Origin of the sequence: Thermococcus sibiricus MM 739 (assembly GCF_000022545.1) — an archaeon.
GTDB classification, from domain to species: Archaea; Methanobacteriota_B; Thermococci; order Thermococcales; family Thermococcaceae; genus Thermococcus_A; species Thermococcus_A sibiricus.
Genome location: NC_012883.1, coordinates 1,404,222 through 1,416,054 on the forward strand (window position 1 = coordinate 1,404,222; position 11,833 = coordinate 1,416,054).

At 39.2% G+C, this 11,833-nt stretch carries 12 protein-coding genes; 6 read left to right on the top strand and 6 right to left on the bottom strand.

Going from position 1 to position 11,833, the window contains the following annotated elements; translation table 11 throughout:
• Positions 1-271: 271 nt before the first annotated feature.
• The 5 genes from TSIB_RS07605 to TSIB_RS10460 form a co-directional block, all read right to left on the bottom strand.
• On the bottom strand, positions 272-850 hold the full coding sequence (locus TSIB_RS07605) for a hypothetical protein (protein WP_004068572.1): 579 nt from the start codon (positions 848-850) through the stop codon (positions 272-274).
• Complete coding sequence (locus TSIB_RS07610) at positions 778-1,953, bottom strand: MFS transporter (RefSeq protein ID WP_015849831.1); 1,176 nt, start codon at positions 1,951-1,953, stop codon at positions 778-780. The genes TSIB_RS07605 and TSIB_RS07610 overlap by 73 nt, the downstream gene beginning before the upstream one ends.
• A 4-nt stretch (positions 1,954-1,957) precedes the next feature.
• On the bottom strand, positions 1,958-3,025 hold the full coding sequence (locus TSIB_RS07615; protein WP_004067201.1) for a radical SAM/SPASM domain-containing protein: 1,068 nt from the start codon (positions 3,023-3,025) through the stop codon (positions 1,958-1,960).
• Complete coding sequence (locus TSIB_RS07620) at positions 3,022-3,330, bottom strand: PqqD family peptide modification chaperone (protein WP_004067200.1); 309 nt, start codon at positions 3,328-3,330, stop codon at positions 3,022-3,024. The genes TSIB_RS07615 and TSIB_RS07620 overlap by 4 nt, the downstream gene beginning before the upstream one ends.
• 484 nt (positions 3,331-3,814) lie before the next feature.
• Complete coding sequence (locus TSIB_RS10460; protein WP_048160482.1) at positions 3,815-4,657, bottom strand: hypothetical protein; 843 nt, start codon at positions 4,655-4,657, stop codon at positions 3,815-3,817.
• Positions 4,658-4,732: 75 nt separating this feature from the next.
• Here TSIB_RS10460 and TSIB_RS07630 point away from each other — a divergent pair, with 75 nt between their 5' ends.
• Entirely contained in the window at positions 4,733-5,326 is a 594-nt protein-coding gene (locus TSIB_RS07630) for a Flp pilus assembly complex ATPase component TadA (protein WP_015849835.1), read from the top strand.
• On the opposite strand, the gene TSIB_RS07635 is transcribed toward TSIB_RS07630, so the two are convergent.
• Positions 5,323-6,468, bottom strand: a complete 1,146-nt coding sequence (locus tag TSIB_RS07635; protein ID WP_015849836.1) for a pyridoxal-phosphate-dependent aminotransferase family protein — start codon at positions 6,466-6,468, stop codon at positions 5,323-5,325. The two genes, TSIB_RS07630 and TSIB_RS07635, sit on opposite strands and share 4 nt — an antisense overlap.
• Positions 6,469-6,805: 337 nt before the next feature.
• Between TSIB_RS07635 and TSIB_RS07640 the strand changes: the two genes are divergently transcribed.
• The 5 genes from TSIB_RS07640 to TSIB_RS07660 all read left to right on the top strand — a co-directional run bounded on the left by TSIB_RS07640 (position 6,806) and on the right by TSIB_RS07660 (position 11,828).
• Positions 6,806-7,534 carry a gamma-glutamyl-gamma-aminobutyrate hydrolase family protein gene (locus TSIB_RS07640; protein WP_015849837.1) on the top strand — a complete coding sequence of 243 codons (729 nt, stop codon included), beginning with the start codon at positions 6,806-6,808 and terminating at the stop codon, positions 7,532-7,534.
• A complete protein-coding gene (locus TSIB_RS07645) occupies positions 7,531-8,904 on the top strand; it encodes an acyclic terpene utilization AtuA family protein (protein ID WP_015849838.1) in 1,374 nt (457 codons plus the stop codon). The genes TSIB_RS07640 and TSIB_RS07645 overlap by 4 nt, the downstream gene beginning before the upstream one ends.
• A 1-nt stretch (position 8,905) precedes the next feature.
• The gene (locus tag TSIB_RS07650; RefSeq protein ID WP_015849839.1) at positions 8,906-9,268 is read left to right on the top strand and encodes a DUF4387 domain-containing protein; all 363 of its coding nucleotides are present in this window, start codon (positions 8,906-8,908) and stop codon (positions 9,266-9,268) included.
• Positions 9,269-9,341: 73 nt separating this feature from the next.
• Positions 9,342-10,733: a YfcC family protein gene (locus tag TSIB_RS07655; protein ID WP_048160487.1), complete on the top strand. Its 1,392-nt coding sequence runs from the start codon at positions 9,342-9,344 to the stop codon at positions 10,731-10,733.
• Between the two features lie 30 nt (positions 10,734-10,763).
• On the top strand, positions 10,764-11,828 hold the full coding sequence (locus tag TSIB_RS07660; RefSeq protein ID WP_015849841.1) for an alanine/ornithine racemase family PLP-dependent enzyme: 1,065 nt from the start codon (positions 10,764-10,766) through the stop codon (positions 11,826-11,828).
• Positions 11,829-11,833: the final 5 nt, after the last annotated feature.

Genomic DNA, 11,833 nt, shown 5'->3' on the forward strand with positions numbered 1-11,833 from the left:
CTTAACACACCTCCAAAGTTATACCTAACTCTATTCACCTAAGTGGGTTTTTAAAGCTTTCTCTAAACCTCGGCTCTCTCAAGCGGGAAACCCGCATCTGTTTGAGAGAGCCTCATGAGTTCATGTTTGGATAAAACCTAGGGTTTAAAAAATTAACTAAAATTATACGGCTCGCTGTTAGAATAAGCTAACGAATAATATCAGAAACTTTATCCTAACAGTATTTGATGGGAACTAGGGTTCATTTACATAAGCTCTCAATACCCAAAAGTTACTTTAATATTTCCACCAAAAACGCAATCTTATCATTGAAAAACGTATGAATGTTATGAGTCAAAAGTAACTTTAATAAGCTTATGGAGCATGTTTTAAGATTGGATGGATCTAATATTATGACTTCGTTCTCTAAGCATATCTCCTTTTTTTCTAAAAATACTCCACATACAGCATGTGAAGCCTCAAAAACACTTTCTCCTTTGTGAAGAAGCAAAAATACATATACTTCCCGTTCTGAGAATCCCAGTCCCCTCAATATAGAAGCCTCAAGAATAGAAATTTGAAGACAATTCCCGCATCTTTGGCCTATGGTATTTAGAGGATGCAACTCATTATTATCTTTAATTGTTATAGTTGGGATGTAGCATATTTCTTTCAGTAGGTCTCTATGTAGCTTTTGAAGTCCTTTTTTATCATTCAACTTAATATTAGCAACCAGACGATTTGCAATATCGGGTATAATATACTTTGAAATCGCCAATGGAGGAACTTTGTAAAGTATTATTCTTTGACCATTATTGCAAAGAATAACCCTACAAACGTCATCATGGAAGCCGCTAATATAGTCAACCATGGATCCACCCTCCACAGCGCTCCCCATATTACGGGAGCAAAAATCCCAATTAAGCCGGGCAGAGTATTTAATGTGCCATAGGCAGTTGCTAAATACTCTTTTTGATGTTTGGAAGTATAAACGCTATATGCAATGTTTGAGAGAGCCTCTCCAAAGAGCCCACTTAAAGCCAAGAATATGAGAGAATACGTGGGTGCATATTTGCTTAGGAGAGCAAACAGAGTCATCGTTATGCTATCCCCGAGGATATCTACAATAAAGGTCTTTTTGGGGCTGAGATAGTCCACCATAAAGCCCGCTACGAAGTACGCTACCAATACGAAAAATCTCGAAGCAGAGAAAACATTTACAATTACATCTGAATCGAGTTTCATCCAAGAGTCCAAGTAGGGATAAAGGAAAGTGTTGAAACACGAGCTGATAAATGCAGACAGACAGAAAAGGAGTGCTAACGGTGCGAGAGGGGTGTTTAACAGTTTTCTGAAGTCAGAATTTTTGATGCTACTTATAATGTTCTTCTTTATCTCTGATGTAACTCCATTTAATGGACGCTTTTTAGGAAGAGTTTCCACGAGCATCAATCGAAAGAGAGATAAAATAAATAACATCACTAACACGACGTACAAAACATATACAAAACCCAGCTTTTTAATTATCCAGTTCGTTAACATTGGACCAATAATCCATGCAACTGTGCTGGAGACATGAACCAATGAGAATACCCTACCCCGAATTTTTTCTTCTGTAGATTCAGCTATAAGTGCTGTAGTACCCGGACTAAAAAAGATTCCTATTGAGTGGAAGAGTATTAATGAAAGCATGATGGCGAGGGGATTTTTCATTAAAAGCAGTCCAAGAGTTGGTATCATGCTAAAAACAGACAACACTGCCATGGGTTTTCTCCCGAGACTATCGGCTATTAGTCCTCCAGAAAAGGAAAAGATTAAAGATAGGGCACCTGCTATAGACATTGAGAGTGCTAATTCAGAACTTCCCGCTTGATTGTTAACTAGTATAGGTAGGTATATGAAGAAATATGCTCTCACCATATTGATAGGAAAACCTGTTATTAGAATTATTAAGGGATTGTATTTGGGTTTCATTTCATCACCGTAACACTGAAGGATCTATAAATTCATGAGGAAACACTCCTTCCTCGAACAACTTTTGACATACTGGAAAGGACGCAGTAAATGATTTGTACTCTTCATATGCAAATGCCGGACAAATATTTGCACAGTAGCTCCTTAGAATACATCCGCTGCAAATTCCTTGAAATTCATCAGGTTTTACTCTACGAAGCTCTCCTAAAAAACCTCTGCCACTATACCATATGTCTCTTAGGCTCTCTTCTTTTATATTTCCTATCACAGTCTCTGGGTATTCAATTCCTATGCCACATAACGACACTCCTCCATCGGGTAAAATCCCAAGCATTTTTGTATAGTTGCATGCCATCCTTGAAATGTTTAGGTATCTCCTTCCGTATTTTGCGAGCAGATAATGAGGTACCATAGACCATATTTTGCCAGGATATTTATCATATAGCTGGATTAAATACTCTATGAGTGTTTGGTATTGGGAGACAGACAGGGAAATATTATTATGCCTAGCTCGGCCTATTGGGAGTATTGGATTAAATTTCACTGCCTTTGCTCCTAAACTCATAATTAAATCCGTTATCTCAAAAATGGAGTGTAAGTTGCGATTGAATACAGAAACTACAACAACTGGGGGTATACCTAGATCTCTAAGTTTTGGTATTACATCTAAAACCCTTCTGTATACTCTCTTCCCATGCCTGAACGCATTAAATTCAACTTCTGAGGGAAAATCTAAACTTAAACTTATGTCGATCTCATATTTTGCGAGCTCTTTTAATAGGGGTGGAGTAATTAGGGTTCCATTGGTTTCCAGCACTGTTTTAACCTTGCTGTTGTTTGCGACTTTTATAAGGGTTATTGCTAGATCACTTCGCAAAAGAGGTTCTCCTCCAGATATAAAAAGTGTATCAAGACCTAAGTCCAAGGCCTCATTAAAAGCATTAAGAAAATATTTGTCTTCCAGTTCGACCATAGGATATGTTCTACTAGCATTTATCCAACAGTGCTCACATTGTAGGTTGCATGAACGTGTTAAATATACATGCAATATCTCTAGGGGTGGAGCATTCATTCACATGCCTCCTTATCGTTTTGGAGAAGGCCTAACTTTGACAAATGTTTAATAAACTCTAAAATGTCTTTGGTTATTATTTCAATGTCAATTTCTTCGTCTATGTCTTTCTTTACGTAATTTGCAATCTCTTTTATAGTTAAAGAGCCATTACTGTACTTTAGGACTAACTCCCCCATTTTATTAACCGTAAATATCCTTCCTGTAGAGTAATCATAGCATAATGCATAATCTGAATAAGAAATTATATGGAGTGGTTTTATTTTGGGCTTATAAAAAGGAGAAAATAGAAGAGACTCTTCCACAGTTCATACCTCCGCTACTGCTTTACTTCACGTAACGCTAGGTCCGTTACAACAACCCCCTCCGGAACATGCCCTAACAATTTTGGTAAGTTCTTCTATTTTCGGCTTTTCATACTTCATCTAACCACCTCCGTTAGTTTTATAATTATTCTATATTATTATATTTATTTTTTTTGTTAACTTTTAGTTGTTAACTTTTAGAATACTGTTAAGATAAGCTGATGGGCAATACTAGAAGTCTTGCTTAATATTCTAAACAGTGAATTCTTAGGCATCAAAGGTAAATTTCCGAACGAATAGTGTCTATTGGGATTACTACACAAAATTCACGAAGCCTAGAATTCAAAGTTATTTTCTAACCTCAAACCAGCCCTCTCCTCTTAGCGTTTTTTCTTTCCAGCAGGGAAGTGTTATCTTTGAGTATTCCAAATTTGGATCGTATACAACTACAACTTTATATACTTAAAATTTTTTAGACTCCAAATTAGAGCAGTGAATAGACTTTGTACGCCCTAATCTGTCCTGTATAGAAATCTTTCACGTATACCGTTTTGTTTACCACTACTACCTCTCTTGGGGTGTAATTTAACCTCTTGCATGCAAGCTTTATTAAATTCTTAGTATAAACGCACAGTCCTCTTTTTTCATTCCCCTGGGGATTCACGAAGGAATACACTACTGCAACATACTTTTCTCCAGCTCCTACTCTAACAAGCATTCTTAAATTTTCCCCTTTCCAAGGTTTTGCAGTCCTGATACCTTTTTCGAGTTTGTGCTCCTTTAGTAGATAAACATACCCCTCAGTAGTGGCAACATAGCTTAAATCTCCTTTATCCTCAACGTCTGTTATTGATCCGGTTTTTGGGCAGAAATATCTGAAATTTCCATCTTCTACTTCAATCCAATAGACACACCCATCCCCAAGTATAATTTTCCCTTCATGATAAGACTCAAACCAGAGCCCCCTCCCAAGGTATCTTTCCCACTTTTTGTTCAATGCACTATCAAGAAAGACTATGTCAGTGCTGGGGGCATGAGGGTCTCCGGGATATCCAGCTATTAGGAGAACTCCCTCATGAAAGCAGAAGTATTCACCAAAGAACCCCTTAAGCGTGTATGTCTTCCCATTCACAGTAAAATTTACATAATTTTCCAGCCAGTTTCTCACTTCTTTAACCTCAATTTTTGCTGGACATTTCTCTAAATTTTCCTCTCCAAATTTGGGCATATTTTCGACTCTGGTTTCAATAATAATAGCCCTTGAGAAAAATACTGCATAGATTAGAAGAACAAGAACTGCTCCAAGGAGATACTTTTTAGGTCTCATCTCAGACCCCCACAAAGGCGTTCCAACCATATAGTTAATAACATCAAAACCCAAATATCTTTTGGTGACAAAGAAATGGGCGTCTATATCTTTACCCCCGAAGATCTTTTGAGGTATGAAACCATAACCAAGGACCAGCTTGAAGTGATTAAAGATGCCATACTAAAGAAGGGAGATATTCTTGTTGTTGGGACAAGCAGAGCTGGTAAAACAAAGCTTATCGAGGCAATGATTCACCTGATTCCAGACGAATGGGAAATAGTGGTTGTTACTGCCTATGGCGAGTTTAAACCATTCAAGAAGAACATCCATGTGATAGACACTGAGTTCAATGAGAAGAGCACCAAGCAGAGAACTGAGGAAGTTATAGAGGAAATCAAGAAGCTCAACCCGGACTACGTCGTTATAGACACCCTCCATACGGTCGACATTCCCTATCTATTGGACAAAATAATCGATGATTATCCACTTATAATTTCCTCCCTTGTTCTATCGAGGGACTTACTTGAGGAAATAAAACACTGGCTTAGAATAGACGACAAGACCCTTGCGAGGTTTGAGCTGGTTATTGAGTTGTATAGAGACATAAAGAGCGGCCTTAGAAGAGTGAACGCAATATACAGAGTTGTTCAAAAAGATGGAAAAATAGAGCTGGAAAAGATCGCTTAAACCTTTGCCTTCAATTCTTCTATTACTTCTTTTAAGTTCTGGAGCATCTCCTCAATGTCCTCAAAGGTCATATAGCCCATGTTTCCAATTCTGAAGGTCTTCTCCTTTATGCCCTCACCGTAGCCCTTGGCAAGCTCGAATCCTCTCTCACGCATTGCATTGTATACCTGATCACCCTTTATGCCCTCTGGAGTAAGCACAGCTGTTATTGTTGGGCTTTCGTAGCCGGGTTCTGCCAGAATATCGAGACCAATTTCCCTAACTCCGTTTCTTATCATCTCGCTTCTCTTTCTGTACATTTCGAGCCACTTCTCTTTTCCGCCCATCTTCTCGATTATTCTAAGCACGACGTTTAGACCAAACTCCTGGGGCATTGCTGGGGTCGAGGGTGGGCCCTGCTTTTCCTTCTGCACTTTTATATATCTTGGAATGTCAAAATACCATCCTCTCTCTTCCATTTTGTGGGCTATTTCAATAAATTCCTCGCTGAAGGCTCCAACGGCTAATCCCGGAGGCACACCAAAGGCTTTTTGGGAGCTTCCAAAAACAACATCGATTCCCCACTTGGTGAACTTTATGTCAGCTCCACCCATTGCGCTAACAGCGTCAACGAAAACAAGCTTATCGTGCTCTTTTGCTACTTTAGCCAACTCTGGCAGTGGGTTAAGAACACCGGTGGAGGTTTCATTATAAGTTATTGTGACGGCTTCAACATCAGGGTTTTTCTTTAAAGCCTCGTCGAGGTCTTCTGGCTTGACAGCCTTTCCGGGCTCGTATTCTAGGGTTACAGCTTTTCTTCCGTTGGTCTCTACAACCTGCTTGTACCTCTTTCCAAATGCTCCAATTATTGTTACAAGAACTTTTCCACCTTTGCTGATTCCGTTTCTAATGCTTGCCTCCATAACCCCTGTTCCAGAGCTTGGGAACAAGAGAACCTCTCCTTTTTCAACTTCAAGAAACTTTTTGAGCCTTTCAACTGTATCAACGTGCATTTGTTTGTATTCCTTCGCCCTGTGACTGAACATTTGAACCTTCATTATCTCGAGAACTTCTGGAAAACAGGCAACAGGCCCAGCTGTAAAAAGCTTATACTTGGGTTTGACTATCTCGTACACTTCTTTATAAGCATCCTCAAACTGCATAGTATCACCCAGTTAGATGATATCTTGTGGATATTAAAAACTTTAGCTTGGTTATTGTGAGCTGCCCACACTAAAGGGGGAGGTTTGAAAAGAAGAATATCACTCTCATTAATATATATCATAACTGGAAATTTATTTCCAGAATACTCAATCAAATAATGGAAAATTTTGACTTTTTAATACATTTTTAACATTTTTGGGAGATTAAAATTCTGCAAACACATTTTAAAAGTATATTCATCCAATTTTTAATATCAAAATTGACCAAAAGTTTTTTATATTTCAAAAGCATTCAAAAAAATGGAAATAAACTTCCACAACTTTAGGAGGTCCTACCATGAAACCCATGATTGGGATAACAGGAGCTTGGAGTGTGGAAACTTGGGGACATTCAGAAGAACATGGAGGATATTTTTATGTGGGAAGCTACTACTCCACTGCAGTGTCAAAAAGTGGGGGTTTACCATTTATAATACCCCTTCCACATAAAAATGCAATTTTAAAAGAATTCACTGTAGAAATTGTTTCTAAACTAGATGCTATCTTATTTAGTGGGGGAGGAGATGCCAAAAAGTTCAAAAAAGAAGAATTACCAACTTTATACGAACAACAGCCGCTTAGATATTCATTTGAAAAAGAACTCCTTCTAGAGGCATGGAAAAGAGATTTACCAATATTGGGTATTTGTAGAGGCTATCAAATGCTTGTAGAAGTTTTCGATGGAAGATTGATGGATGAAACAATTGATGGTCACAAACAAAATCTTCCAGGATACGAACCTTGGCATTCTCTACGAATAAAAGAAAACAGCAAATTTGAAAATCTTGTTGGGACACGAGAGATGAAAGTTAATAGTTTTCACATCCAGGCAGTTGAAAAAGTACCCAAAGGATTTGAAGCTGTGGGATGGAGTGATGACGGAATCATAGAAGCAATAGAAGCTATTGATAAAGAATTCGTCTTTGGTGTTCAGTTTCACCCAGAAGAAAGATATGACGTTGATCCACATGCTAAGGCAATATTTGATCATTTTGTTGAAAAGGCCATAGAATACAAGAAAAGGTGATTAAATTGAAAGAAGTCAAAATCTTATCCCCTACTGGCCACTTGGGATTCACCCCTATCGAAGAAGAAAGTTTTTGGAAAGGTGTTAATAAAAAGCCAGATTTTATATGTGCAGATTCCGGTAGTTGTGACATTGGCCCTTATCCACTAGGAGCCGATGTTGCTGCAAGTCCAGAAGAGTGGCAAAAGCATGATTTGGAACTTATGCTCTTAGCTTCACGAGAACTTGATGTACCCATGATTATTGGTTCTGCATCAGATACTGGAACAAATAGAGGAGTTAATCAGTTTGCAAGGATTATAAAGAACTTGACAAAAAAACATGGACTTAAGCCATTCAAAATGGCCACCATCTACGCTGATGTTCAAAAAGAGACCCTGCTAAAACGCCTTGAAAAAGGAGACGTTATAGAGGGCCTTCACGGAAGGCCTCCATTGAATAAGGAAATTTTAAACAGGACAAATCATATCGTGGCAGTTATGGGAGTAGAGCCATATATAAAAGCACTTGAAGAGGGAGCAGATGTCATAATTGCGGGCAGATCCTCAGACGTTGCAGTTTTTGCTGCCCCTGCACTTTGGAGTGGAATTCCAGAAGATATAGCATTCTACGCAGGAAAAGTTTTGGAATGTGCCTCCTTCGTCGCAGAACCCTTTGCAGGTAAAGAATCCGTGTTGGGGATATTGAGGGAAGACGAAGTAATAATCGAGCCTATGAGCAACTATCAACGGGCCACTCCAGAATCAGTAGCAAGCCATGCAATGTATGAAAGAATTGACCCGTTTATTGAATGGCTTCCCGGCGGATATATTGACATGAGAGGTTGTGTATATGAAGCGATAGATGAGAAAAGAACCAGGGTCAGAGGTTCAAAGTTCTATCGGACTCCAGAATACAAAATAAAACTTGAAGGATCTGGGAAGGTCGGCGAACGTTGTTTCATGATAGTTGGAATAAGAGATCCCTACCTAATAGCAAATCTGGATAAAGTAATAGAATGGTCTCGGAAAAAAGTGAAGGAGAAGTTTGGTGAAAGCGGATATGGCCTTTACTACCACGTTTACGGAATAAATGGGGTTATGGGCGAACTAGAACCTATACAAAACCCAAGGCCCCACGAAGTTGGAATTATTGTGGAGGGCGTAGCTCCAAATTTAGAGATGGCTAAGGAACTTACATATCTAGCAGGAAGGAACTTTCTATATGCCAGATTGATTGGGGTAAAGGGAACAGCTGGCGCAGCTGCTTTCATTTCTGATGAGGTTCTTGTGGCTCATCCTGCATATGAATGGACAATAAACCATTTAGTAAAAGTAAATGACCCACTTGAACTTTTTGATATTCGGTTTGAGACTGTAGGAGGGGTTTAACATGAAAAACGTTCCGCTTGTAGAACTAGCAAAAACAATAAGAAGCAAAAATGCTGGTGTTGACCATATAACCTTTGACATTATCTTCAAAGATAGAGCCGTTTATGAGTACATTAAACAGAACCACCTTATAACCAAAGAACTGATAGCCCAGATTTACCATATGCCTCCAGAGAGAATAGTTCTTTTTGTTTATTTTGACCCTGCTAAAGCAATTAAATTTACAATACGCCGTTTTAAACCAAGTGGAAGTCCCGGTGAGACCGACGTTATGGGGGCCCAACAATACCCACCATTGTTCGAGATCTCTCTCATATTACCTGAGAGCTTGCTAAAAGAGAAAGGGGGTGGTAACCAAGGTTGAGAAACTTCTTCTACAAGATGCTAAAATCATGTTGCGGGGTAGAATCTGATATTTAAAAAAGGAGGATGTGAAAATGGCGGTTCCAGACTGGTTGAAAAATCCACATGGGTATTTTATTATATTCGTCCTAATATTAATTGCCACTCTGGCCACATGGACACTTCCAGCAGGGGAGTATGATCGATTCAAGGACCCCAATAGTGGAAAAACAATTGTAGATCCGGAGTCATTTCACTATGTAGACCCCAATCCGGTAGATCCATTTGAAATGCTTCAAGCCATTCCAACAGGATTTAAACAAGCTGCTGGTATTATAGCCTTTGTTTTCATAATAGCTGGAGCTATTCAAATAATTCGTTCTACTGGTGCACTAGATGCAGGAATTATTGCAATGGTAAATAAACTGAAAGGACGGGATACACCTTTACTCTTAGCAATAATGTTCGTATTCGCTCTATTAGGTTCAGTGTTTGGATTTGCCGAGGAAACTATACCTCTAATTCCATTGGGAGTTGCCATGGCACTAGCACTTGGTTACGATAGAGTTGTAGGTTTCCATATCGTTAGAACAGCGGCATGGGTAGGATTCGCAGGAGCGATGCTAAATCCATTTACAATTGGTGTTGCACAAAGCATAGCAGAACTTCCTCTCTACTCTGGATTGTGGTACAGGATAATCTGTTTCCTGGTGTTCTTTGCAATAGGTGCAGTGTTTATTCTAAAATATGCCAGAGATGTAAGAAAAGATCCTAAGAAGAGCATACTCTATGGTTATGAAGGAGAAGATAGAGCAGAATTTAGTTTAAACTATGAGCAACAAGAGTTAACCCCTACAAGAAAATTAATACTTTTGGTTCTGTTTGGAGGCATATTGCTCCAGATATATGGAGTTATAGAATACGGATGGTATACCACTGAGATCTCTGCTCTGTTTTTAGGACTTGGAATAATAGCAGGATTAATCGCAAAGATGAACCCAAGTAAGCTCTTTGGAGAATTCGTAAGCGGAGCAAAGGGGGTTACATATGGAGCACTAATCATTGGATTTGCCAGAGCAATTGTGGTTATACTAAGTGAAGGAAGAGTATTAGACACAATAATCCATGGGCTTGCTACGCCCTTAGGAAGTTTGGGACCAGCCACTGCTGGTGTAGCAATGTTCCTAATCCACTCCATCATAAACTTCTTCATCGGTTCTGGAAGCGGACAAGCGGCAGCAACAATGCCCATTATGACTCCCCTAGCTGATCTCATTGGAGTTACTAGACAAACAGCAGTCTTAGCGTTCCAGTTCGGTGATGGTATCACCAATATGTTCTATCCAGCAATGATATACTACCTAGTATTCGCGGACATACCATACGACAGGTGGGTAAGACATATCTGGAAGCTAGTAGTGTACCTAACAATTGCAGGTGCTATCTTGGTTGCGATTGCTGGCTTTATAAACTACGGGCCGTATTAGGCCCGTCAAATCTCTTTTTGGAGGGATTATATGTTCCCTGCACTTGAGATAAACTTGTCTGCTATTGAAGATAATGTTAGAAGAGTTGTAGAGTTTTGTACATCTTATGGCATTAACGTTGTAGGGATCACTAAAGGCGCATGTGGTGAACCAAAAGTAGCGAAAGCAATATTAAGGGGAGGAGTCCAAATACTGGGTGATTCAAGAATCCAGAACATCATAAAAATGAAAGAGAGCAACGTTAAAGCAGAATTCATGCTGATTCGATCCCCTATGATTAGCGAAGTGGAAAGTGTTGTAAAGTATGCAGAATACAGCCTCAACAGTGAATTGAAAGTCTTGGAACAGTTATCCAAAGCTTCTTTAGAGTATGGAAGACGACACAAAGCGATAATAATGGTTGATGTTGGTGATAGAAGAGAGGGAATAATGCCCAACGAGTTTGTTCCGTTTCTTAAGGAAGCCAAAAAGCTGAAAGGTGTTGAAATAGTTGGAGTTGGGACAAACCTTGGTTGCTTTGGTGGAGTTCTGCCAACTCCAAGGAATCATGAAATGCTTAAAAAACTGACCGAGAAGGTAAAATATATCTTGGGTATTGAGAATCCCATAATTTCTTCAGGGGGCACGGTAGTTTTGAATCTTTTAGAGAGAGAGCAGTCATCATATGGAATTAACCAACTCAGGATTGGCGAAGGGATACTCTTGGGGACTGATTCCACAGGTAATAGGACTATCCCCTGGCTTAGGCAGGACACATTTACCCTGAAAGCTGAAATAGTTGAAGTTAAGTGGAAACCTTCTTTGCCAGAAGGGCCAGTGGGTAAAGATGCCTTTGGCAATACTCCTATCTTCGAAGATCTAGGGATTAGAAAGAGAGCAATACTGGCCTTAGGGAAGCAAGATACCGAGATAAGTGGATTATTCCCGCTTTATAGTGGTGTTAAGGTTCTGGGGGGTAGCAGCGACCATACAATAATTGATATAACGGAGTCTAAAGTACCTCTTGATGTGGGAGATATAGTAAAATTCAAATTAAGCTATTCAGCAATGCTTAGAGGAATGACATCACCATATGTACACAAGGCATATATTTAAAGTAA

What these genes read in the sequence shown, in the direction of transcription:
- TSIB_RS07605 (WP_004068572.1), bottom strand. Translation starts at nt 850, where the DNA reads ATGGTTGACTATATTAGCGGCTTCCATGATGACGTTTGTAGGGTTATT.
- TSIB_RS07610 (WP_015849831.1), bottom strand. Translation starts at nt 1,953, where the DNA reads ATGAAACCCAAATACAATCCCTTAATAATTCTAATAACAGGTTTTCCT.
- TSIB_RS07615 (WP_004067201.1), bottom strand. Translation starts at nt 3,025, where the DNA reads ATGAATGCTCCACCCCTAGAGATATTGCATGTATATTTAACACGTTCA.
- TSIB_RS10460 (WP_048160482.1), bottom strand. Translation starts at nt 4,657, where the DNA reads ATGAGACCTAAAAAGTATCTCCTTGGAGCAGTTCTTGTTCTTCTAATC.
- TSIB_RS07630 (WP_015849835.1), top strand. Translation starts at nt 4,733, where the DNA reads ATGGGCGTCTATATCTTTACCCCCGAAGATCTTTTGAGGTATGAAACC.
- TSIB_RS07635 (WP_015849836.1), bottom strand. Translation starts at nt 6,468, where the DNA reads ATGCAGTTTGAGGATGCTTATAAAGAAGTGTACGAGATAGTCAAACCC.
- TSIB_RS07640 (WP_015849837.1), top strand. Translation starts at nt 6,806, where the DNA reads ATGAAACCCATGATTGGGATAACAGGAGCTTGGAGTGTGGAAACTTGG.
- TSIB_RS07650 (WP_015849839.1), top strand. Translation starts at nt 8,906, where the DNA reads ATGAAAAACGTTCCGCTTGTAGAACTAGCAAAAACAATAAGAAGCAAA.
- TSIB_RS07655 (WP_048160487.1), top strand. Translation starts at nt 9,342, where the DNA reads ATGGCGGTTCCAGACTGGTTGAAAAATCCACATGGGTATTTTATTATA.
- TSIB_RS07660 (WP_015849841.1), top strand. Translation starts at nt 10,764, where the DNA reads ATGTTCCCTGCACTTGAGATAAACTTGTCTGCTATTGAAGATAATGTT.